At 60.0% G+C, this 23,211-nt stretch carries 24 protein-coding genes and 1 tRNA gene; 21 read left to right on the top strand and 4 right to left on the bottom strand.

Annotation, left to right across the window (positions count from 1 at the left end; translation table 11 throughout):
- Positions 1-19: 19 nt before the first annotated feature.
- Entirely contained in the window at positions 20-1,072 is a 1,053-nt protein-coding gene (locus tag IPJ76_16785) for an AAA family ATPase (protein QQR86229.1), read from the bottom strand.
- Between the two features lie 332 nt (positions 1,073-1,404).
- Between IPJ76_16785 and IPJ76_16780 the strand changes: the two genes are divergently transcribed.
- The 6 genes from IPJ76_16780 to IPJ76_16755 all read left to right on the top strand — a co-directional run bounded on the left by IPJ76_16780 (position 1,405) and on the right by IPJ76_16755 (position 5,144).
- Positions 1,405-1,479: transfer RNA gene (locus IPJ76_16780), tRNA-Val, on the top strand.
- Between the two features lie 197 nt (positions 1,480-1,676).
- Positions 1,677-2,261 carry an RNA polymerase sigma factor gene (locus tag IPJ76_16775; protein ID QQR86228.1) on the top strand — a complete coding sequence of 195 codons (585 nt, stop codon included), beginning with the start codon at positions 1,677-1,679 and terminating at the stop codon, positions 2,259-2,261.
- Entirely contained in the window at positions 2,258-2,461 is a 204-nt protein-coding gene (locus IPJ76_16770; GenBank protein ID QQR86227.1) for a hypothetical protein, read from the top strand. The genes IPJ76_16775 and IPJ76_16770 overlap by 4 nt, the downstream gene beginning before the upstream one ends.
- 17 nt (positions 2,462-2,478) lie before the next feature.
- On the top strand, positions 2,479-3,309 hold the full coding sequence (locus IPJ76_16765) for a mechanosensitive ion channel family protein (protein ID QQR86226.1): 831 nt from the start codon (positions 2,479-2,481) through the stop codon (positions 3,307-3,309).
- A 30-nt stretch (positions 3,310-3,339) separates the two neighbouring features.
- Positions 3,340-4,152, top strand: coding sequence for a mechanosensitive ion channel (locus tag IPJ76_16760; GenBank protein ID QQR88492.1), 813 nt, complete (start codon positions 3,340-3,342; stop codon positions 4,150-4,152).
- Between the two features lie 32 nt (positions 4,153-4,184).
- Complete coding sequence (locus IPJ76_16755; protein ID QQR86225.1) at positions 4,185-5,144, top strand: DUF3078 domain-containing protein; 960 nt, start codon at positions 4,185-4,187, stop codon at positions 5,142-5,144.
- A 162-nt stretch (positions 5,145-5,306) separates the two neighbouring features.
- Here IPJ76_16755 and IPJ76_16750 read toward each other — a convergent pair whose 3' ends face one another.
- From IPJ76_16750 to recF, 3 genes are read right to left on the bottom strand one after another with little or no spacing between them, the layout of a single operon-like run.
- A complete protein-coding gene (locus IPJ76_16750) occupies positions 5,307-6,353 on the bottom strand; it encodes a hypothetical protein (GenBank protein ID QQR86224.1) in 1,047 nt (348 codons plus the stop codon).
- Between the two features lie 3 nt (positions 6,354-6,356).
- Entirely contained in the window at positions 6,357-6,647 is a 291-nt protein-coding gene (locus tag IPJ76_16745; protein QQR86223.1) for a DUF721 domain-containing protein, read from the bottom strand.
- The gene (gene recF / locus IPJ76_16740) at positions 6,616-7,740 is read right to left on the bottom strand and encodes a DNA replication and repair protein RecF (protein QQR86222.1); all 1,125 of its coding nucleotides are present in this window, start codon (positions 7,738-7,740) and stop codon (positions 6,616-6,618) included. Before recF ends, IPJ76_16745 begins: the two co-directional genes overlap by 32 nt.
- A gap of 94 nt (positions 7,741-7,834) precedes the next feature.
- Here recF and IPJ76_16735 point away from each other — a divergent pair, with 94 nt between their 5' ends.
- The 15 genes from IPJ76_16735 to IPJ76_16665 all read left to right on the top strand — a co-directional run bounded on the left by IPJ76_16735 (position 7,835) and on the right by IPJ76_16665 (position 23,211).
- Entirely contained in the window at positions 7,835-8,818 is a 984-nt protein-coding gene (locus IPJ76_16735) for a stage II sporulation protein M (GenBank protein QQR86221.1), read from the top strand.
- Positions 8,772-9,635 carry a hypothetical protein gene (locus tag IPJ76_16730; GenBank protein QQR86220.1) on the top strand — a complete coding sequence of 288 codons (864 nt, stop codon included), beginning with the start codon at positions 8,772-8,774 and terminating at the stop codon, positions 9,633-9,635. The genes IPJ76_16735 and IPJ76_16730 overlap by 47 nt, the downstream gene beginning before the upstream one ends.
- A gap of 84 nt (positions 9,636-9,719) precedes the next feature.
- The gene (locus tag IPJ76_16725; protein QQR86219.1) at positions 9,720-10,589 is read left to right on the top strand and encodes a hypothetical protein; all 870 of its coding nucleotides are present in this window, start codon (positions 9,720-9,722) and stop codon (positions 10,587-10,589) included.
- Between the two features lie 5 nt (positions 10,590-10,594).
- Entirely contained in the window at positions 10,595-11,398 is an 804-nt protein-coding gene (locus IPJ76_16720) for a DUF4129 domain-containing protein (protein QQR86218.1), read from the top strand.
- Complete coding sequence (locus IPJ76_16715) at positions 11,395-12,579, top strand: hypothetical protein (protein ID QQR86217.1); 1,185 nt, start codon at positions 11,395-11,397, stop codon at positions 12,577-12,579. The genes IPJ76_16720 and IPJ76_16715 overlap by 4 nt, the downstream gene beginning before the upstream one ends.
- Before the next feature lie 6 nt (positions 12,580-12,585).
- Positions 12,586-13,659, top strand: a complete 1,074-nt coding sequence (locus IPJ76_16710; protein ID QQR86216.1) for a MoxR family ATPase — start codon at positions 12,586-12,588, stop codon at positions 13,657-13,659.
- Entirely contained in the window at positions 13,656-14,990 is a 1,335-nt protein-coding gene (locus IPJ76_16705) for a DUF58 domain-containing protein (GenBank protein ID QQR86215.1), read from the top strand. The genes IPJ76_16710 and IPJ76_16705 overlap by 4 nt, the downstream gene beginning before the upstream one ends.
- A gap of 26 nt (positions 14,991-15,016) precedes the next feature.
- Positions 15,017-15,544 (top strand): hypothetical protein, encoded by a 528-nt coding sequence (locus IPJ76_16700; GenBank protein ID QQR86214.1) that lies wholly within the window; start codon positions 15,017-15,019, stop codon positions 15,542-15,544.
- Positions 15,544-16,296, top strand: coding sequence for a CPBP family intramembrane metalloprotease (locus tag IPJ76_16695; GenBank protein ID QQR86213.1), 753 nt, complete (start codon positions 15,544-15,546; stop codon positions 16,294-16,296). Before IPJ76_16700 ends, IPJ76_16695 begins: the two co-directional genes overlap by 1 nt.
- 54 nt (positions 16,297-16,350) lie before the next feature.
- Complete coding sequence (locus IPJ76_16690; protein QQR86212.1) at positions 16,351-16,899, top strand: sigma-70 family RNA polymerase sigma factor; 549 nt, start codon at positions 16,351-16,353, stop codon at positions 16,897-16,899.
- The gene (locus IPJ76_16685; GenBank protein QQR86211.1) at positions 16,896-17,690 is read left to right on the top strand and encodes an anti-sigma factor; all 795 of its coding nucleotides are present in this window, start codon (positions 16,896-16,898) and stop codon (positions 17,688-17,690) included. Before IPJ76_16690 ends, IPJ76_16685 begins: the two co-directional genes overlap by 4 nt.
- Before the next feature lie 97 nt (positions 17,691-17,787).
- Entirely contained in the window at positions 17,788-18,210 is a 423-nt protein-coding gene (locus IPJ76_16680) for a hypothetical protein (GenBank protein QQR86210.1), read from the top strand.
- 26 nt (positions 18,211-18,236) lie between these two features.
- Complete coding sequence (locus IPJ76_16675; protein ID QQR86209.1) at positions 18,237-18,806, top strand: group 1 truncated hemoglobin; 570 nt, start codon at positions 18,237-18,239, stop codon at positions 18,804-18,806.
- A 213-nt stretch (positions 18,807-19,019) separates the two neighbouring features.
- Positions 19,020-19,904 carry a hypothetical protein gene (locus IPJ76_16670; protein QQR86208.1) on the top strand — a complete coding sequence of 295 codons (885 nt, stop codon included), beginning with the start codon at positions 19,020-19,022 and terminating at the stop codon, positions 19,902-19,904.
- Positions 19,795-23,211 carry a T9SS type A sorting domain-containing protein gene (locus tag IPJ76_16665; GenBank protein ID QQR86207.1) on the top strand — a complete coding sequence of 1,139 codons (3,417 nt, stop codon included), beginning with the start codon at positions 19,795-19,797 and terminating at the stop codon, positions 23,209-23,211. Before IPJ76_16670 ends, IPJ76_16665 begins: the two co-directional genes overlap by 110 nt.

The following is a 23,211-nucleotide window of genomic DNA, read 5'->3' as shown; positions in this document are numbered from 1 at the left end:
ATCAGTACATCATGCCGGATCAGGGAACTTCCACCGTGTTCAGCACACGGTCAATGATCTCTTTCACGGAAACGTTCTCGGCCTCGGCCTCATAAGTGAGCCCGATACGGTGCCGGAGCACATCGGCACACACGGCGCGTACGTCCTCCGGGATCACATAGCCACGTCGCTTGGTGAAGGCGTAAGCCTTGGCGCCCAAAGCAAGATTGATGCTGGCGCGCGGACTTCCACCGAAGCTGATGAGTGAGGCCAGGTCGTTGAGCTTGTACTGCTCAGGGTTCCGTGTTGCAAAAACGATGTCGACGATGTACTGCTCGATCTTCTCGTCCATGTACACCTCACGCACAAGCCTGCGGGCGTTCACAATGTCCTGCGGCCCCACCACACGCTCCGGACGCCCCATGCCCTCCGGTCGCACGTTCTGGCGGATGATGAGCTTTTCCTCTTCCTTGCGGGGGTAGTCCAATACCACCTTCAGCATGAAGCGGTCGGTCTGGGCCTCGGGCAGGGGATAGGTGCCTTCTTGCTCAATGGGGTTCATGGTGGCGAGCACCAAGAATGGCTCAGCCAACTTGAACGTCTGTTGCCCAATGGTCACCTGACGTTCCTGCATGGCCTCAAGCAATGCGCTTTGGACCTTTGCCGGCGCACGGTTGATCTCATCGGCCAGAATGAAGTTGCTGAACACCGGCCCTTTTTTCACGGTGAACTCCTCGTTCCTCTGGCTATAGATCATTGTTCCGATGACGTCGGCCGGCAACAAGTCGGGGGTGAACTGGATGCGGCTGAACGCCACATCGATGGATTGTGCCAGTGCCTTGATGGCAAGGGTCTTCGCCAAACCTGGTACGCCTTCCAGCAGGATATGCCCGTCGGCCAGCAGGGCCACCATCAGCTTCTGCACCATGTCCTTTTGGCCAACGATGGTCTTGGACATCTCTCGATCGATGAGGTCAACGAACGCGCTGGCCTGCTGAATGCGTTCGTTCAACAGCCTGATCCCTTCGGCGCTGTGGGTTGTTGGTGCCTCAGCAAGCGGGGTGGTGAGGGGTTGCCCGGGCTCTGTGTGCATGGTCGTTTCCGGTTTCGGGGTCGCGAAGATGAACGCAAAAGTCCATGCCCGTCTTTCCCTCCACCAGCGCGCTCCGGTTAATTCGTGTTAAGTGCTGGAATGCACGTTCGGCGCGGGTTCCAAGCGTTCAGGACAGGGCCGTTGGTTGAAGAATGCAAGCGCGTTGATCCTGGTCGTTCCGCATTGGGACCAATACGCGACCAAGACAAACCTACCCCGGACAACGAATGAGGTTGATCATGACAGAGGACAGCCCGATCGTCCAGTTCCCAAGACGCTGCTTTCGCATATAAGGCTACATTCGCAGCCCTTCTGAAAGAGGGAGGTATTGAGGGCATTTAGCTCAGCTGGTTCAGAGCACTACTTTGACAGAGTAGGGGTCACTGGTTCGAATCCAGTAATGCCCACAGACGGCCGCCGCGCGATCGGCGGCCGTTCATTTTCCCGCTTTATGATCCGGCGCACCCTCATTGCATCACTGGCCATCCAGTGCATCATTGGTTGCATCATCAAAACCGAGGACCGGGCCTTCCTCTGCTCCTGCTGAAATCACTTGTGACCTCTCAAGGGCTGGTCCGTCTGAAGGCCGCCCACACGACCAGCCTTGTTCCGGAAGAAGCCTAAGGACAGTTCGGCCCTCACCGACGAGGAGCTGGTTCTTGAACTACAGCGCCAAATGGACGCAGACCGCTTTGCCGTGCTGTACGACCGGTACACTGCCAAGGTCTTCCAGAAGTGCGTGGGCATGACCAGGGACAGGGACCTTGCCAAGGATCTCACGCACGACATCTTCCTGAAGATCTTCGTGAACCTCACCAAGTTCGATCATAAGAGCAAGTTCGGCACATGGGTTTACAGTGTCACGTACAACTACTGCCTTGACTCTTTGCGGAAGAGCCAGCGCCACAAGGAAGAGGACATTGATGAGCGCACCACGATGGCTGCCCCTGATGACGGCGTGAGCGAGGCGGTCCTTTTGTCGATGCGCGCGGAGCGGCTGGACAAGGTGCTGCACGCCATCGACCCGCTCGACAGGGCCCTGCTTCTGATGAAGTACGACGACGATCTGCCCATAGCAGAGATCCAAACGACCCTGGCCTTGGGCGAGAGCGCGGTGAAGATGCGCCTCCTTAGGGCCCGGGAAAGGGCGTTGGCGAAATACAAGGAACTCTATCCGGAAGAGCCATGAGCACCAATCCGTTCAAGCTCATCCGGTCAACGGATGAACCACCGCCGGAACTGCGCAATGAAGTGGTCGGAAGCGTGAAATTCGTCATGCTATTGATGCGGTTCGCGCAGTTGTTCATGGCCGACTACGCAGCAACCCTCTTCAACAATGTGCGGATCATCGGTAGCGATGGTCGCCGACGTGCCAACAAGAAACCCTGACAATTCCCCACTCAAGCATGGACTTCAACTTCTTCTACGACCAACTCACCGGCGCCTTCCGCAGCTACGTCGGCGGCATCCTCCAAACCCTACCTTCCATTGGTGCGGGGCTCCTGTTGCTGTTGATCGGTTGGGGATTGGCCAGGGCAGTGCGCAAACTGATACACCGGCTTGTTCAACGAACGGGCCTCCAAGGAGCCGCCGAACGCAGCGGTCTGGAGCGCGTCTTTGGCCGTTTGGGCGGTATGGCGGTCGTTGCCGGCACGCTGGTGTACTGGCTCATTCAGTTGTTCTTCATCCTGGCCTCTGCGCAGGTCATGGACCTCGCATTCGTTACGGAGGCCGTCCATCGGTTCTTCAACTACCTGCCGATCCTTTTGACATCGGTCGGGATCTTCGTCTTTGGTGTCTGGCTCGGCGAACGCGTTCAGGACCTTGCTATTAGGCTCAGTGGTTCCGTTGGCCTCATCGGGGGCAAGATCCTGGGCAGGATCTTCTTTGGTGTTATCGTGCTGTTCATGTCCATAACTGCGCTGAACATGGCAGGCGTGGACACCACCTTGATCACCTCGAACATCTTGTTGCTGACCGGCGGCATATTGGTCGCTTTCAGTGTGGCCTACGGAATAGCATCGCGGGACATCCTCTCGAACATCCTGGGCAGCTACTACGCCAAAGAGCGCTTCAAGCCGGGCATGCGCCTGCGGATCGGGAGTGATGAAGGCATCATCGAACGGATCGACAGCGTGAACATCGCTTTGAACACCGGGGACAGAGTGGTTTTGTTGCCCACACGCCAGTTGATGACGGAACGCATTGAGGTACTCAGCACCGACGTGGAGGTATAGCGCCCAAAAAAGACCGGCATGAACGAACACATGGACAAGGTGAATGACTGGACCGCCAAAGGCTGGCAATTGGTGTTGGACTATGGCCCCACAGTGGTCATGGCGTTGGTGGTCCTTTGGGCGGGCCACCTGCTGATAAAGCTATTTGCCCGGTTGCTCGACAGGACCATGCAGCAAAGGGAAGTGGAACCCACGCTGCATCGATTCCTGAGGAGTTTGGTCACCATCGCGCTGCGGGTGCTGCTCTTCATCACGGTGATCCAGATGCTGGGAGTGGAGACCACCAGCTTCGTGGCGATCATTGGCGCCGCCGGCCTCGCGGTCGGGTTGGCGCTGCAAGGCACACTGGCCAACTTTGCCGGTGGAACGCTGATCCTGCTGTTCAGGCCCTACAAAGTCGGGGACCTCATCGAGGCCCAGGGCGTTACGGGCCATGTGAAGGAGATACAGATCTTCACCACCGTGCTGCTCACGCCGGAAAACAAAACGGCCATCATACCCAATGGCCCAATGGCCAACGGCAACATCATCAACTATAGCGCCGACGGTCGCATGCGCGTGGACCTGACTTTCGGCATTGGCCACGGAATGTCCATTGCCCAAACTCGCGATGTGCTTACCCAAGCGATGCGCAACCATCCGCAAGTCCTTGCTGAGCCTGCACCGGGGGTCACCATTGGGAAGATCAATCAGGACGGGGTGGAGCTGGCAGTTCGACCATGGTGCCATCCCGATCATTACTGGGATGTTTACTTCGGCGTCTATGAAGCTGGTCGTGAAGCCCTCATTTCTGCTGGCATCAAAGGCCCGCAGCGCGAGATGATCCTCCACAACCACCCCTGAACCTCCAGACCACCAATAACCCACTTACCTCCGTGAAAAGAACCATCCTCTTTGGGGCCTTGGGCCTCGTTTTCGTGACGTCCTCGGCCCAAGTTGAACAGGGCACCCAAATGGGGCAGATGCAAACCCGCTCAGCTTCCGATACGACCGGCAAGATCTGGACGACCGGCGGGGTTGCGAGCCTCAACTTCAGCCAAGTGCAACTGGTCAATTGGTCGGGTGGTGGTGCTAGCAGCGTAAGCGGTATCGGCCTGTTCAACGCCTTTGCCAACCGCCATAAAGGGCGCACCTACTGGGACAATAGCGTTGCCCTTGCGTACGGCCTCCTTGCCCAAGAGGGTAAACGCACCTTCAAGACCGATGACCGGCTCGAACTGAACAGCAAATGGGGCTACCAATTGAAGAAGTCGCTGTATTTCAGCACACTGTTCCAGTTCCGCAGCCAATTCGCGGAGGGCTTCAAAACGGTGGACGATTCCATCGCTATCTCCAAGTTCATGGCGCCAGGTTACTTTCTCCTGGGCGTAGGCTTCGACTACAAGCCCAACGACAACTTCAGCCTGTTCGTGAGCCCGGCCATGGCCCGCGCTGTTGTGGTGCTGGACCAGGATCTGGCCGATGCCGGTGCTTTCGGGGTGGAAGCCGCCGTGCGCGATACTGCCGGGAAGGTCATTTCGGCCGGCGAGAACGTGGACTTCCAATTCGGGGGATACCTGAACGCGCAATACAAGAAGGAGCTGGCCAAGAACATCAACTTCTTCACGCGCTTGGAGCTCTTCAGCAACTACCTGCGCGAACCACAGAACGTTGACGTGATCTGGGAAACGATGTGGACCTTCAAGGTGAACGACTGGTTCGCGGCCAACCTGAACACGATCCTGCTGTACGATCACGATATCGACATTGCCCGGACGGAGGATGGGGTTGCCAAGGTTGGGCCGACCACCCAGTTCAAAGAGGCCTTTGGTCTGGGGCTGACCTACAAGTTCTAGAACCGCTCAACGGACAAGACCGAGGCCGCTCCGAAAGGGGCGGCCTCGCTGCTTTTGGGTTAAGCGTCCATGGCAAACTGGGTCGAATGCAGGGATGCGAACAATGGACAAGACGGATGGACGGACTGATCGTCAGACTGAGCATGATTAACATAATATAAATTATGCGCCGTATGGAGCGAATCTCAAGTCAGCCGTGAGCTCCGTTCCAAGTCCGGGCCGATCAGGCATCTTGACCGACCCTTGGTACAGTTCAAGTCCAACGAACGGGTCGTTTCCGATCAGCCATGGCCCATCCAAGTCCAGCAAGCCGACGAGGCCGCTCAGATGCGCCGCAGCCGTGCAGCCAAGGGAACTCTCGCTCATGCTTCCAAGCATCACCTGTTTGCCCAAACCCAGGATCTCCTTCGCCATTGCCCGCGCCACGTCAGGCCCACCGCACTTCTGCAGCTTGATGTTCACACCGTTGAACCCGGCACCCTTATCTCGGACGTCCGCTGGACCCTGCACCGTTTCGTCCGCGAAGACCACAAGTTCGGTCCGGCTCTGAAGCCACCCGTTCAGTGCAAGGTCATTCTTTTCATAAGGTTGCTCAACGCCAAGCACTTTACAGCCATTGATAAAGCCCAGAACGTCTTCGGCCTGTGCGTTTGTCTTCCAACCTTGGTTCACATCCAGGAACAACGCCCTCGTCCAATCCCGAACCACCGCTTGAAGGCGGTCCACGTCGTTCTCACCGTTCAACTTCACCTTCAGGACTTCCACTGGAGGCAGTTCCTCCAAGCGTGATGGGATTTCGCTCAGGTCACAGAGCCCCAAGGTCATCATCATCCGCCCGCCTTGCGGTACAGGCGCTTCCAACAGTTGCCAAGCAGGCTGGCTGGTCAGTTTTCCGGCGAGGTCGACGAGCGCCATACTGAGTGCCGCGCGCGCACTGGGAGCCTCTGTGATCCAGTGGTCTATTTGAGCTAGCGCCTTGCCTAGATCGTTCGGAAGCGACAACTGCAACCCCGACCACGCGGCCAACCGGTCCAACACAGTACGTTGGTTTTCGGCAACGTATGGTGGCATGGTGGCTTCACCGTAGCCGAAAACCCCGTCCTGTTCCAACCGCACAAATACACTGTCCGTACCGGTCCGAATACCGTGCGCCGTACCGAACGGGTGCTTGAACAGAAGCCGGTAAGGACATACCGCCAGCCTCACCATAGCTCAGGTGAGCACGATCTGCTCCACCACCGTGCGCCCCAGCCGCTCGTTGAGGCGTGCAACGAGATCCTCCTTGCGATAGCTCAGCTCTTGCTTCAGCGGCGCGCTGTCAACGGCGATGTAGAGCCTGTTGCTGCGGAGTTTGATGCTCCGGGTGTGCTTGGCGATCATGCCACCGGCCACATGGTCCCATGCGCTGATGGCATCCAGCTCATCAAGCTTGGGACGTAAGCCAAGTTCGTTGGCCATGCCGCGCAGGGCGTCACCCAGCGACTGATCGTTCTGCCTTTTCACGGCTTACCTGGTGTTGGTCCATGGCGAAGAAGCGCACATCGAGGCCCAGTCCATCGAGGACTTTGTGCAGGCGCGTCGCGTCGGTATCGGTAATAAGCACTTGGGCGAACCCACCGCCGCCGAGCAACGCCAGAAGGTGGCGCATCCGTTGGGGGTCGATCTTGTCGAAGATGTCATCCAGCAACAGGATCGGCTTGGCACCGGTGCGATCGGCCGTGAGGTCGAACTGCGCTAGTTTGAGGGCGATCAGGAAGGTCTTCTGCTGGCCTTGCGAGCCGTGGCGCTTGAGCGGCTGCTCCCCTATGGTGAAGAGCAGGTCATCGCGATGGATACCGACCGTTGTGTGCTGCGCCGCCAAGTCGCGGTCCCATGACTGTGAAAGCAGTTCGCGCATGCTGCGTTCCAGCAATTCGCTCTTGTAGCCCAAGCCCACCTCCTCGTGCCCACCGCTGATTCCGGTGTAGTGCTTGGCCAGCCTGGGCACCAACTGGTCCATGAAGACCTTGCGTTCAGCGTGCACCGCTTCGCCATGAAGCACCAGTTGCTCGTCCCATGGTTCGAGCTCTTCACGGCTCACTCCTCGCCTGCCGCTGTTCTTGAGCAGGAGATTGCGGTGGGCCAACGCGCGGTTGTAGCGCAGCAATGCATCCAGGTACTCGCGGTCGAACTGGGCGATCAGACCGTCCAGGAACCGACGGCGCACCTCGCTGCCATCCAGCACCAACTGGCCGTCGTACGGTGTGATCATCACCACGGGCAGCTTGCCGACGTGGTCTGCCAGGCGATCGTACTCTTTCCGGTTACGGGTGAACACCTTGCGCTGGCCCTTGCGCACGCTGCAGGAGAGCTCGTCCTGCTGCTCACCGGCCAGCACGCTTCCCTTCACCATGAACCAGTCTTCGCCGTGCAGGATGTTGTGCATGTCCACCGGTTCGAAGTAGCTCTTGCACAGGCTGAGGTAGTGCACGGCATCGAGCAAGTTGGTCTTGCCGACACCGTTCGGACCGGTGAAGCAGTTCACCTGCGGACCCAGGTCGATGGAGGCCTCGCGGTGGTTGCGGAAGTTGAGCAGGGAAAGATGCGCCAGCGCCACGGGTGCAAGGTAGCTTGAAGGCCCTACGTACCAGTTGTTGCCATATCTGCCGCGATGACCATATCCTGCAACCCGTTATGTTCACCCCACCCCAATGCGCGAGGCTGCTTTCATCAACCGCAACAAGACCAAGTGGCAGCGTCTGGAAAAGGCTGCCGAAGGCCTGGACAGGCTCAGTGCGGACGAGGCGAACGACCTGTACGTCGAGTTGACCGACGACCTGAGCTACGCGCGGACGTTCTACCCGAACAGCAACGTAACCAGTTACCTGAACGGCGTGAGCGCGCGAGTGCACCAAATGCTGCACCGGAACGAGCGCACCGACCGCAACAGGTTCCTTCGGTTCTGGAAGGAAGAGGTACCTCTGGCGATGGCAGCAACAAGACCGCAGCTTCTGGTGTCGGCGGTCATCTTCCTGGTCTTTCTGGGCGTCGGCGTCCTGAGCGTCTTCCACGATTTCACGTTCGTTAGGCTGATGATGGGCGATGAATACGTGAACATGACCCTGGAGAACATCCGCAACGGACGGCCCATGGACGTGTATGGTTCGATGGACCAAGGCGACATGTTCATGTTCATCACGGTGAACAACATCCGGGTATCCATGTTCATGTTCGCGCTGGGCTTGTTCACCTCGTTCGCTCCGGGTTTCCTGCTTTGGCGTGAAGGCATCCGCATCGGCTCGTTCATCGGCATGATGTTCAGCGAGGGTGTTGGGCATGTGAGCATCCTCACCATCATGGTGCACGGCACATTGGAACTGAGCGCGCTGATGATCGCCGGAGCTGCGGGCATCACGCTCGGCAACGGCATGATATTCCCCGGCACGCACACCCGCATGGAGAGCTTCCTGCGGGGCGCCAAGCTTGGCCTTAAGGTGGTCATGGGCCTGGTGCCCATCTTCATTTTGGCCGGTTTCCTCGAGAGTTTCGTCACGCGCCATGCCCCGGTGATGAACGACTGGGTGAGCATCACCATCATCAGCCTCTCGGCCGCCTTCATCCTGTGGTATTTCGTCATCCACCCCTACCATGTCGAACGCCGCACCCGTGCAGTTGCGCCAAGTGCGCGACTTTGAGCAGACCCTTGGCGATGCCATTGCGTTCGTCAGGCAGAACGGTGCAGTTCTGGTGCGTGCGGTGGTTCTTATCGCCATTGTGCCCATGGTCCTTTACGGAGCCGTGAACGGGTGGATGCTGCTCTATCCGAGTGACCCAGCGCCGACTGACATCTGGGCAGTGAACAGAGAGATCTGGTCCACCGTGGGGATCATGTACATACCGTTCGCCATTGGACGTGCTCTGGTGAACTGCGTTACACTGCAGTACTTGAGGGCATACCTCCTCAAAGAACATCGCACACTGACGACCAGCGACCTGCTGGTGACCAGCCTTAGGGGCTTCCTGCCCTACTTGGTCATACTGGTCTTTACGTGGGGGCTCGGCATTCTAGGGGCCTTTTTATGCATCCTTCCCGGGCTCTATTTGCTGAACATCTTCGTCCTGACAGGGGTGGTCTTCACCGTCGAGCGGTCAGGGGTGGGCAATGCGATCGGCCGGAGCGTTTCCTTGGCGCACTCAGGCTTTTGGCCTTTGCTCGGTCTTTGCACCTCGCTCGTGGTCGTTAGTTACCTGCTCAGTTTGGCCTTCAACCTCCCGGCGTTGTTGTTCAGTGGGATCGAGGAATTCTGGCAGCCCGGATTCGATGGCTCTCCTGACCTGCCGATGTGGAAAGTGGTTATCAGCTCAGCGTGGACTTCGATTGCGGGGATCCTGCAAGAGGTGGTGCACACTGTTGTGGTGGTGGCTATTTCCCTGCGCTACTTCAGCATTGTGGAGCGCAGCCAGGGTGTTGGCCTGAAGGAGAAGTTAGCAGGTTTCGACACTGTTGCGTAGATGCGGAGATCGGCGGGTTGGCGGCGAATGGTTGATTTGGCCTGCCTCGATCATCTTTGAACGCCATCAAACCCTACACTACCGATGAACACCCGTCCTCCTGTTGTCCTTCGCCAGCGCCGCGATTTCGGCCAGACCATCAGCGACTCCTTTGCTTTCATGCGGCAGAACTGGAAGCCGATCATGAAAGCGCTCGCGGGCGTAAGCCTTTTGCCCATGCTCGTCGGCTTGGCGCTGATGGGCGGCATGGGGTATTTGGCCTACACCACTGTTGCAAGTGGCGGCGGCGAAGGTCCGGAAGCGGTCTTCGGTTCGCTTTTCGGTGTACTGGCCATCGTGCTGGTGTTCGTTCTGTTCGTCTATGCCGGTGTTATGATGGAAGCCCTGACCCACGAGTATTTCCGGGCATATGAACGCGGTGAGCATGCGGGCATGTCAACGGCCGAGCTTCGGCACCGGTGCCATACGCAGTTCTGGAGCTACCTCGGCATTCAGTTCTTGACAGGTATAGCTACCATAGTGGGAGCCGTTCTCTGTTACCTGCCGGGCATCTGGATCGCCATTGCCTTCATACTTTCGCCGATCACGCATGGTGAGGAACGGCTGGGAGCTACAGGCTCGATGGGGCGCAGCTTCAAGCTGGTGCACAAAAGTTTCTGGGGAACGCTCGGGCTGGTTTTCGTGATGTCCCTCATCATCGGTGCCATTCAAATGGCGTGCTTTCTGCCGTTCTACTTCGTTGCCATCTTCTCTTTCATCGCTGGAATGCAAGGTGGAGAGTTCCCGATCGTCGCAGCGATCATCGGCGGTATCGGGTACATCGTTCTGATCGTAGTGTCGTTCTTTCTGATCCCGTTGTTCCGCGTGAGCCTAGGACTGCAGTATTACAACCTCGTGGAGCAGTTCGAAGGCAAAGGCCTGCAGGACCGCTTGCAGAACCTCGGCACCGTCTGATCGGCTTGTTCCTGCGTTCATACATAGTGTTCGCTGTGGTCGTGCTGGCCAGGCCATGCGCTGCACAGCAGGGCACGGTGGACAGCTTGGTGAACGCCATCCTCATGGAGCAGGATGCCGCGAGCGGGGATACATGCGCCAGTGAGTGGGCGGGGATCGACACACTGCTGCCGGAGCACGAGGCGATGGTCTTCGATGATGCCGAACTCGCAGCGCTGCGCGCCCAGGAACGCTACCAGTACGAACGCGATGTGCGTGAAGCCCCAAACTGGTGGGACCACTTCTGGGAGTGGGTGAAGGACTGGTTCAGCGGTCTGTTCAATTGGCTGGAGGATGCAACCGGCTGGGATGTTGAGTACTGGTTCTGGGACAACATCTGGTTGCTGATCTGCGGAGCGGCCCTTGTGCTGGTTGCTTGGCACATGCGCAAGCGGATGTTCAGTGCGGTCTTCGGCAAGGCGCCAGCTGTGATCGGCTCGGTGCGGACACTGGAGGAAGACATCACCGCCGACGACCTGCCCCAGCAGCTGGCCGCGGCCGAACAGGCTGGTGAATGGCGCCGTGCACTTCGCTTGCAGTACCTCCTCGTGCTGCGTCATCTGGTCGATACAGGCGCCATTGAGTGGAAGCCTGAGCGCACAGACCGCGATTACCAGGACCTGTTGCGCGAGGAAGACCAGCGACAACGTTTCGCCCGGCTTTCGTTCATCTTCAAGTGGGTGTGGTACGGCGAGGCGCTGCTTGACCGCAACCAGTACGAACGACTGAGCGCAGGCTTCCAGGACTTCCGTAACCGCCGCGCCGCATGACGAAAAAGGAGAAACTGCTGGCGTGGGTGCTCGTCGGGCTGGTTGTGCTCACGGCCGTACTGGGAGCGCTGGCACCCAAACCCGTGGACTGGAGCGACAGTTTCAGTCGGTTCCACGACAAACCGTTCGGTGGGCAATTGGTCTTTGGCCGTCTGGGCGATCTCTTTGATGAGGTGGAACCGGTTCAGGAGACCATCTACGAGACTTTCATCGATAGGGAGCCCGCCTACTACGAGGAGTGGCAACCCGCCGCCCAGCTGTACATCACGCACCGCTTCCAACCGCATGGGGTGGACCTCGAGTACTTGCTTGATATGGCCGCGCGCGGCGATCACGTCTTTATTGCGGCGAACGATCCGGGAACCGAGTTGATGGACACCTTGGGCCTTGCTGGCGAGCGTCGCTGGCAAGGATGGAGCGATACGCTCGAACTCCACTTCGTGCGTGGCGATGCCGTTGGTGGCACGTTCAGCTTGGCGCGGCTGGGCTCACCCTTTGTTTTCACTGACCTGGACAGCAGCCGCACCACCGTGGTCTGCCGCAATGCCCAAGGAGGCGCCACCATGGTGCACGTCAGGCACGGGCTCGGCCACTTCTACCTGTGCACCACACCACGCGCCTTCACCAACTACCATCTGCTGAAGGACGACAACAACGATTTCATCGAGGCTGCACTTGGCTGGATACCGGCGGAGAAGGTGCTCTGGGACGAATTCTACAAGGTGGGCCGCGAAGGAAGCCTCTCCCCTGTTCAGTACGTTCTGGATCAGCCCGCGCTGAAATGGGCCTACCGCTTGGCCTTTGCCCTGTTGATCGTGTACGTGTTCATACGCGCCAAAAGGGAGCAGCGAGCGATCCCCGTCGTGGCACCATTGAAGAACGCTTCGCGCGATTTCGTGGGCACTCTGGGCCGGCTCTACTACGAGAAGGGTGACCATGCGGACCTGGCCCGCAAGATGCTCGCGCATTTCAAGGAAGATGTGCGGCAACGGGCTTACCTCCGCCAGTTCGCATACGATGAACGCACCGCCAACCATTTGGCGCGCCGTACCGGCCTTCCCATCGTGGAACTCGGCGCTCAACTGAAGTACTTCGAGAGCATCGAGAACAACCCGAACATCAACGAGGGGCAATTGCTGGCGCTCAGCGACCGCCTGCACAGCCTCCGCCAACGCCTTTGAACCGCCATGCAAGACCAGCAACCCACCGACCCCAACACCGGCACACCACTGCCACGACAAGTCGTCACCAATACCGTGGAAGGCCCGCCGCCAGTGGTCTCTTCCTCCACCACCGAGTACACCCCCAGCGTTCCCCTGAGCGAACTGCAAAGCGCCGTAGGCAAGGTGCGGGCGGAAGTGCGCAAGGTGATCGTGGGGCAGGAGCGCATTATGGACCTGCTCCTCATTGCCATGCTGAGCGATGGGCACGTGCTCATTGAGGGTGCTCCCGGGCTGGCGAAGACGCTCACCGCGAAGCTGCTTGCCAAGGCAGTGCAGACCAACTTCAGCCGCATCCAGTTCACCCCGGACCTGATGCCCAGCGATGTGATCGGTACCAGCGTGTTCGATCCGCGCACCACAGCATTCGAGTTCCGGCCGGGGCCCATCTTCAGCAACATCGTGCTGGTGGACGAGATCAACCGTGCGCCGGCCAAGACGCAGGCCGCGCTTTTTGAAGTGATGGAGGAGCGGCAGATCACCGCCGATGGCCGCACGCACATCATGGGCAAACCGTTCATGATCGTGGCCACGCAGAACCCCATTGAGCAGGAAGGCACGTACCGGCTGCCCGAAGCGCAGCTGGACCGCTTCTTCATGAAGATCGAAGTGGGCTACCCTACCGTGGACCAGGAAGCGGCCATCCTGACGCGCTACAGCAGCGGCAGCGAGCACCTGAGCACGGCGGCCGTGGAGCCCGTCCTCTCCCCTGCCGAGTTGGAGCATGCCCGTGGTTTGGCGCGCGCGGTGCGTTGCGAGGAGAAGCTCATCCGGTACATAGCCGCCGTGGTGGACCAGACACGCAACGACCACGCACTGATGCTCGGTGCGAGCCCCCGTGCATCATTGGCCATCCTCATGGGCGCAAAGAGCGCGGCCGCCATCGACGGCCGCGACTTCGTGACGCCGGAGGACATCCGCTTCGTGATGCCGCATGTGTTGCGCCATCGCATCATGCTCACACCCGAACGCGAGATGGAAGGCCTCACACCTGACAGCATCATCGAACGCTTGGTGCAAAAGATCGAAGTGCCCCGGTGAAACGTCTCTGGCGTTCGTTCTTCATCACCCGTCGCGGGTTCATCATCGGCTGGTTGCTGGTGGGGCTGTTCGTTGCCGGCTGGTTCAGCGCACCGCTCTTCGGCCTTGCGCGGGCCCTGGGCCTCGGCCTGCTCATCGCCATGGGCCTGGAACTGCTGGTGCTCTATCGCGCGCGGAACGGCATCGTGGGCGAAAGGCACACCTATGCCAAGTGGAGCAACGGCGACGAGAACCCGGTGACGATCCACTTGCGCAGCCGCTACGGTGTGCCGGTCCGTGTGCGTGTGCTGGACGAACTGCCGGTGCAGTTCCAACGCCGCGACCTGGTGTTCAGCGGCACATTGGCCGCGGGCGGTGAACTCCGGTTCCCCTATGCCGTTCGACCTGTCAAGCGCGGGGTTTACGGCTACGGCGCCATCAACGTGCTCACGAGCGTGCTCATCGGACTGGTCGAGCGCCGGTTCGTACTTGAAGCCGGCAAGGAAGTGGCCGTGTACCCCAGCTTCCTTCAACTGCGCAAGTACGAGCTGCTCGCCATCAGCGACAAGCTCACCATGGCGGGCATCAAGCGCATCCGAAGGTTGGCGCAGCACGTTGAGTTCGATCGCATCAAGGAATACGTACCCGGCGACGACCGCCGCACAGTGAACTGGAAAGCCACCGCACGGCGCGGTCGTTTGATGGTGAACCTCTATCAGGACGAACGGAGCCAACAGGTTTTCTCGCTCATCGACCTGGGGCGCGTGATGAAAATGCCGTTCGAAGGCCTGAGCCTGTTGGACTACGCCATCAACGCCAGCTTGGTGATCAGCAACATCGCCATGCACAAGGAAGACAAGGCGGGGCTCATCACCTTCAGCAACAAGGTGGACACCGTGCTGCGGGCCAGCCGCCAACGCGGCCAGATGGAGAAAATCCTGGAGCAGCTCTACGCGCAGCGCACCGACCACATGGAGACCGACATGGAGGCGCTGTACGCCACCGTGAAGGTGAACATCACGCAACGCAGCTTGCTTCTGCTCTTCACGAACTACGAGAGCGTGAACGCGCTGCGGCGCCAGCTGACCTTCCTGCAGCGGCTATCACGAACACACTTGCTCGTGGTCATCTTCTTCCAGAACACCGAACTGGAGGACGATCTGAAGGCGCGGCCGACAAACACCGTTGAACTCTACTCCCACACCATCACGGAAAAGCACCTTTACGAGAAGCGCCTCATCGTGAAGGAACTCGAAGGCCATGGCATCGCCAGCATCCTCACCCGGCCACAGGACCTCACGGTGAACGTCGTCAATAAGTACCTGGAGATCAAAGCGCGTGGAGCGCTGTGATGGGAAACGATCTACCGAACAGGACCATGGACCAGCAAACCACTTCCCCAGCACCATCGACTTCCGGGGCCACCATGCCCGCCCATTGCGGCTATTGCGCCAAGCCTTGGAACTGGCAAATGGACAAGTTCTGCGCGTTGTGCGGCTTCCCGCAGCATGGCTCGGACCAGGAACGCAGCAACTTCATCTACGACCGTGGATTGGAGAAGGGGAACAAGACCGTGGCCGATGAACAAGTGCGCAAAGCGCGGCACGCCCTGTTCGTCGTTGCAGCGCTGAACATGATCCCGTACCTCATTGCAGGAGGTGCTGTGTTGATCGTTACCGGCTTGGTCATCTCGGGCATTTTCCTCGGCTTGGCGTTCTGGACGAAGCACAAGCCCCTTCCCGCGATCATCACCGCGCTTTCGCTGTACGGGCTGCTCATCGTGCTGGCGGCGATAGAAAACCCGACCAGCCTGTTCAGCGGCATCATCCTGAAGGTAATCGTCATCTCGGCCCTGATCTACGCGCTCCGTGCGTTGAAACAGCCGGTAACCTCCACACGCAAGTGATGGAGGAAGCCGACCCGGCCCCACAAGGACCTGCACCGTGCGCTATGTGCGGTGCACCCATGCGCGATGGTGTTTCTTTCTGTTCGGCCTGTGGAAGTCCTGTGGGGACGAGGCCTACGCGCGATGGCTGGAAGGACACCAAGCGGTTCTTCCTCGCCTTCGGACTGATAGCCGCGTACATCCTCGGAAGCTATTTCGTCAGCATCTGGGAGGACTACAAAGCCGTGCTGGCCTTCGACCTCGGGTTCTTCCTGTTGGTGGTTTTCATGGCACTGGTCTTCGGACGGACCTTGTTCGCTTCGCTGAAGCCGAAGGCCTTGTCCGTTCCGCGTGCGCTATCGTACCTCGGTTTGCAGGCCATGTTGACGCTCTTCGTACTGATCACCATGCCGTGGATCATAGACCTATTCGACCTCGAAGACCAGGACTACTCGACGATCTTCCTGTGGTCGCCGTTCCCGCTAGCGCTTTCCCTCGTGTCAACGGCTGTGTTCCCTGCGCTCACCGAAGAGCTGGCTTTCCGCGGCATCCTCTTCCTTCAGTTGGATCGCTTGAGCGGCACCCAAGCGGCCATCATGGTCACGGGCATCCTGTTCGCTTTCGTGCACTTCAGCATGCTGAGCATGTACTGGCTTCTGCTTGCCGGACTGCTCTACGGTTGGGTGCGCGCCCGCGAAGGCCACCTCTGGGTGGGCGTGGTGCTGCACATGCTCCACAACGCCACCGTTGTAGTACTGGAATTCGCCGGTTGAAGCCTTGGTCCATGCATGCGCTCGGACCGGTCGCCGCTACATTGGCGCCCTCCCATGAACCCGGAAGCCGATAAAGGCGGGGTGTTGCTGACCGCAGTGCAGCAAGGCGACCAGGACGCCTTCGGGAGGCTCTATGACCAGTACAGCGCCGCCATCCACGGTGTGGTGCTGCGCATTGTGGGCAGTAGCGAGCACGCGGAGGAAGTGTTGCAGGACACCTTCGTGAAGATCTGGCGCAGCGCGCGCAGCTACGACGCGGCCAAGGGGCGCGCCTTCACTTGGATGGTGAACATCGCACGGAACACCGCCATCGACCTCGTGCGCACCAAGCAGTACCAGAACAGCGAAGCGATCCGCACGCTGGACAAACACGTATATCGGTTGGGCAGCGATGAAGAGCGTGCCCGCCTGGACAACCTGGGGATCGATAAGGTGCTTGGCAAGTTGAAGCCCGAACTGCGCGAGATGATCGACCTCGCCTACTACCAAGGATACTCGCAACAGGAGATCGCCGATGCAACGGGCATTGCCTTGGGCACGGTGAAGTCCAGGACGCGCACTGCACTGCTCGAACTCAGGGAAGCACTCAAGGAACTGGCATGACCGCCGCGGAGATCATAGCATCGGGCCTGTTGGAGGCGCATGTGCTGGGGCAGACCAGTGCAAGCGAAGCCGCGCTCGTGGAGATGCTTCGCCGCGAGAATGCCGAGGTGCGCGCCGAATTGGACAGCCTTGAGCGCGCCCTGGAAGCCATGGCCGAACACAGTGCGAAGCCGGCTCCTTTGCGCACCCGTGCGGCCGTGATGAACACCATTGAGGCTAAGGACAGGGCGACCGTGGTTCGCATGAAGCCCGCGACTTCCGGCGGTAGCGTGAAATGGTTGGCAGCCGCCAGCGTTGCAGCGTTGTTCGTGAGCGGCATCGGCAACTGGATGTTGTATTCCAAGGTGGGCACCATGGAACAGCAGATAGCCGTAATGCAGAACGATCGCACCGTGCTGGCCGAACAAATGGAAGTGCAACGCACCGCCATGGAAGCCAGCAACGCGCAACTGGCCGTGGTGCTCGACCCGCACAAGCGCATGGTGGCGTTGGGCGGCGTCGGCACCACGCTCGACGCCAAGGCGCGCATCTTCTGGGACGAGAAGACCAACGACGTGTACATGGACGTCCTCTCGTTGCCTGAACCACCAGCAGGCAAACAATACCAGCTCTGGGCCTTGGCCGGTGGAGTGCCCATCGATGCCGGCATGTTCGACAGCAAGGACGGCGCAGCCCAAGTGCAGCGCATGAAATCCATCCCCGATGCCCAGGCATTCGCGGTTACGCTGGAAGCTGAAGGCGGCGTGCCGTCGCCTACGCTGGAAGCCATGGTGCTTCTCGGCAACGTGTAAGGACCCCGAAAATCCTCCGGTATGCTGATCCGATCACGGATCATCACGCGTATGTCATCGCGAACGGGTAACCGCCCGCGCAACGAACGCGATGAACATGCTCAAGAAGATCCTCCTCGGCGTGCTGGTCACCATTGTCCTCTTGTTCGGCCTCCTTGTATGGCACATCCAGGCGGTCACCCGCAAACCGGCCGGGCACAACGACAACATGCAGTTGGCCCTGATCCGGTTCGAGGCACCGTTGGACAGCTCTGAGGCCATTGACCTACGGAGCGTTGTGCAGGGAATGCCCGGTGTAGGCCATTGCTACGTGAACGTGGCCGAAGGGGCCCTCTCCTATTCGTACGACCGGGGTGAACAGTCCGCGGAACAAGTATTCGAACGTGTCGCTGGTATCTCGAACGTGGCCTGCCACGCGGTAACGATGTCCGCTTCCGACCTCGAAGGCACCTGTCCTGTCATTCAGAAGAATTCACCAACCGGCCAACTCAGCGATTGGATAGCCGGTTGGTTCAATTGAAACCGCGAAACCATAACAGAACGACCATGAACACGAAACTCTCCACCGCCCTGCTTTCAGCGCTCTGCTGCGGCATGCTCCTCTCCGGTTGCAAAAAAGATGAGGAAGAACCCCCAGCACCGAACCCGTCCCCAACCCCCACCATTTATCAGCGCTTGGGTGGAACGGCTCTCGTGGATGACCCTGCGAACACCGGCACCATGATCGAGACCGGTTATCTGGGATTGCGCTCAGTAGTTGACAGTACCATCTTCGTCATTGCCGCTGACCCTGGTCTTCAACCCTACTTCGCCGTGCTACTGGCGGAAGTCGGCGGCGGGAACACCACGAACCTTGCGATCCTCAGCGAGAACCTTACCGAGTTCTTCGCAGTGGCTACAGGGGCCCAGAATTTCAGCTACACCGGCATGAACATGGTGGATGCGCACAACCCCGCCACCAACAACCGCATGACCGGACTGGTGACGGACGGCGCATACGATGAGTTCATCCAGGACCTGGTGATCGGTGCAGCGCAGAACAACGTGCCAAGCGACATCGTGACGGACATCGGTGCGCTGGTGGAAACGCTCAGGGGCGACATTGTACAGATGTGAAGTACGATCGTTTCCTTAGGAGAAGCCCCGTCCGGTCGGGGCTTCTTCATTTTCCGGGCACACGCTATACCCTTCAGGACCGTCGATTCCCTTGGAACAGGCCGTTGACGGCACCGTGGTCCAGCGTCAAGGCTTCTGCTCTCGTTTTACCGTCGGCACAATCCGATCACCCCCGATGGCCCGTATGTCCCTCGAACCCTTACACCCAAACCCATGAAACGAAGTTCCCCAGGCAAACCATGGCCCGTTGTCGTTGCATTCATGTTGATCGGCTTATCGATCAACGCGGCCACACTTACCGTGACCACCACCGCGGACAGCGGCCCCGGCTCATTGAGGGCCACGGTGGCTGCAGCCGCAAGTGGTGATGTGATCGTCTTCGATGCGGCCACGAACGGCATTCCGATCGTACTGACGACCGGCGAGATCGCCATTACCACCTCGTTGACCATCACTGGCAACGACACGACCAATACGGTGGTCAGCGGGAACAACGCCAGCCGCATCTTCAATATCATGGGCGCAGGCAGCGTGGCCATCAACTCCATGAAGTTGACCATGGGCACCTCGGCCACGAACGGTGGCGCGGTGGTCAGTAGCGGCTCCATGGTGAGCATGATGGCGACGGCGGTAACGAACAGCAGTGCAGGCTTGCGCGGTGGAGGTATCCACTGTACAGGCGGCTCGCTGATGCTGACCGGCTCGTGGGTGCGAGCCAACACCGCCGCCGGTGCGGCTGCGACGTATGGCGGCGGCGGCATCTATGCCGACGGTGGCTGTGCGACCACCGTTTCGTCGGGCTCTGCCATCACTGGCAATTCAGCCTCGGGCGCAGCGGGCAGTGGCGGCGGAATATTCAACAATACAGGTGGAACGCTCACGGTTTCCGGGAGCACTTTGTCGAGCAAACAGCGCTTCGCGCGCGGGCGGGGGCATCGAGCAGAACGGTGCGGGAGCATCCATGATACTCACCGGCGCCAGCCTTACCATGAACAGCACAGGACCGGCACCCGGCAACGGTGGCGGCGTGCACATCACCGGCCCGGGCAGCGCGACCATCACCGGGGGGCTGGTGCAGGGCAATACCGCCACCACTGAAGGAGGCGGATTGTGGAACGGCACAGGAAGCATGACCGTGAACGGTACCGTGATCACCGGTAACACGGCATCCGGTGCCCTGGCAGACCAAGGCGGTGGAGGCCTCTTCAACCTGAAAGGAACCTTGACCGTGCAGGGCGGAACCACCATCATCAACAACATGGCCACTGGCGCTGCGGGCAGCGGTGGCGGTATCATGAACGATAGCACGGCCACCTTGGTGGTATTGAACAGCACGATCACTGGCAATAGCGCCACACGCGCAGGCGGCGGCATCGAAATGTTCGCGAAGGCAGGGCAAACGGCAACCGCAACGCTCACCAACGTGGCCATAAGCGGAAACAACACTGGAGCTTCTCCGGGCAACGGAGGTGGTGTCCACATAACCGGTCCGGGCAACATGACGGTGACCAGTTGCACTGTTACCAACAACACGGCCGCGGCCGAAGGCGGCGGGCTTTGGAACGGTAGTGGGACCATGGTGGTGGATGCATGCATCATCACCAACAACGCCGCAAGCGGTGCACCGGCTGACCAGGGCGGTGGCGGCCTGTTCAACAACGGCGGCATCCTAACGGTGCAGAACGGTACTTGGGTGATGGACAACATCGCCAACGGCGCAGCAGGTAGCGGCGGAGGTATCCTCAACGACATTGGCGGTCAGCTCAGCGTGAGCAACAGCAACATCGTGGGCAACAGCGCCGTGCGCGCTGGCGGTGGTATTGAGCAGAATGCGGCGGGTTCCATGCTCATGCTGATGAACGTGGCCCTGGACAGCAACAGCACCGGGCCCGCCCCCGGGAACGGAGGCGGCCTGCACATCACCGGTCCTGGCGGCGCGACCGTCACGGGCGGTACCGTGAACGGCAACACAGCAACCACCGAAGGAGGCGGCCTCTGGAACGGAACAGGCAGTATGACGGTGATCGGCACCACCATCAACGGCAACACCGCAGCCGGTGCGCTGGCCGACCAAGGTGGCGGCGGCATCTTCAATCTGAAGGGAACGTTGACGGTGCAGAACGGAACGACCATATCGAACAACTCGGCAACAGGAGCGGCCGGCAGCGGTGGCGGCATCATGAACGATAGCACGGCCACCTTGGTGCTGCTGAACAGCACGATCACCGGCAATAGCGCCACGCGCGCAGGGGGCGGGATCGAGTTCTTTGCCAAAGCGGGGCAAACCGCAACGGCGACGCTCACCAACGTGATCATCGGTGGCAACAGCACTGGTGCTTCCCCGGGCAACGGAGGTGGTGTGCACATCACGGGTCCCGGGAACATGACGGTGACGAGCTGCACCGTGACCAACAACGCGGCAGCGGCCGAAGGCGGCGGGCTCTGGAACGGCAGCGGCACCATGACCATTGACGACTGCGACATCATGGGCAACGTGGCACACGGCTCCGTGAACCCGGCCATGCCCAACAGTGCGCTGGACCTGCAAGGCGGCGGCGGCATCTTCAACAACCTGGGCACCGTGAACATCGTTAACTCCATAGGGGCAACGGTGATCACAGGCAACACAGCGGACGGCGCCACGTTCGGCAGCGGCGGAGGGATCCTCTCCGTTGGCGGTTCCTTCAACATCACGGGCGCCACCATCAGCATGAACGAGACCGTGCGTGCCGGTGGCGGTATAGAGAACGGCGCATCGATGATGAGCATCACCAACTCGGTGGTGAACGACAACGACTGCTCGCTGGCAGGCGCGATCGCGGCGGCCACGCCAGGCAATGGTGGCGGCATCCACGTCACAGGCGCAGGCACCATGACGGTGACCACTTGCACGGTGGACGGCAACGCGGCCGGTAACGAGGGCGGTGGCCTTTGGGGGTCCGGCACCGGCACCTTGACGGTGGTGCGCAGCACGGCCAGCAACAACATGGCGCCCGATGGTGGCGGTCTCTTCCTGCAAGCTGGGCCAACGGGCGTTCTGAACATGAACTACAGCACGTCTTCCGGCAATTCAGCAACCAATGGCGGTGGCGTGCAGGTTGAAGGCGGTACGCTCAACATCACGGGCAGCACGATTGCCGCGAACTCGGCAACGACCGGTGGCGGCGTGAATGTGATCGCCACTGCGGTGAACGTGAACAGCGCGCTCATCGGTGACAACAGCGCAACCACCGGCCCGGACTTCAACGGTGCCTTCGCGACTGCCGACTTCACATTGCTGGAGAATAGCAGCGGTGCCACGGGCATCAGCAACGGCGTGAACGGGAACATCGTTGGTAGCGATCCCGGGCTATTGGCATTGGCCAGCAACAGCGGCAGCACTATGACCCACGCTCTTGGCTGTGGAAGTCCGGCGATCAATGCCGGGAACCCGCTCGACGCTTCACCGGACCAGCGTGCATTGCCCGTCTTCGGTGCAGCGCGCGATATCGGGGCGTACGAGGTGCAGTCGGCGTTCAATACGGCAACCCTGACCATCAACACCGATGACTTCGGCAGCGAAACCACCTGGGAGGTACGGACCGAACCCGACAATGTCTTGGTTGCCAGCGGAGGTCCTTACATGGACACGCCCGGCGGAACAGTGGAGACCGGGAACATCTGCCTCTCGGCCGGTTGCTACGACCTGATCGTGATGGACGCCGGTGGGGATGGCATCACTGGCGGTGGTTTTGTACTGACCGATGGCACGGGCTTGCGCATTATCGATGCTAACGGCGATTTCGGCAGCATGAGCACCTCGCCCAACGAATGGTGCGTGCCCATAGGGCCCACTTTCGTGAAGCCCAACTGGTGCGACCGCACCGATCTGGTGCGCAACGACTTCATCTACTGCCAGGGCGTTGCCGGGGCAACGGGCTACCAGTTCTGGTTCTTCGATCCGCACGGCTCGTACAGCCGCCGCATCCTGAAGCCCACCACCCAGTGCCGCTTGAACTTCCAGACCTCGCCCCTGCCGTTGAACTTCGACCTGAACGTGCGCGTGCGCCCGCTCGTGGGTGGCAACTACCAGGAGTTCGGCAAGGCCTGTCGCATCCGCTTGGATGATGGCATGATGCGCTCGGTGGAGTTCGGCACTGATGCTCCGCACCTGAGCATGTACCCCAACCCCAACCGGGAGAACACGCTGTTCATCGTCATCGACAACCTGAGCGAGGAAAGCACCACCGCCCAGATCGACGTGTTCGATGCCATGGGCAAGCGTGTGCTCGGCCAACAGACCGCTACGGGAGGAGGTACCTTGAAGACAGCCTTGAGCCTCGGTGGGGACTTCGGCACAGGCATGTACTTGGTGCAGGTCCTTGTGGACGGGGAGCTCTTCACCGAGCGCTTCATCCGCGAGTAA

The organism is Flavobacteriales bacterium (genome assembly GCA_016699575.1).
In the GTDB taxonomy this organism is placed as follows: Bacteria; Bacteroidota; Bacteroidia; order Flavobacteriales_F; family PHOS-HE28; genus PHOS-HE28.
This window is presented reverse-complemented; position numbering and strand designations above follow the sequence as displayed.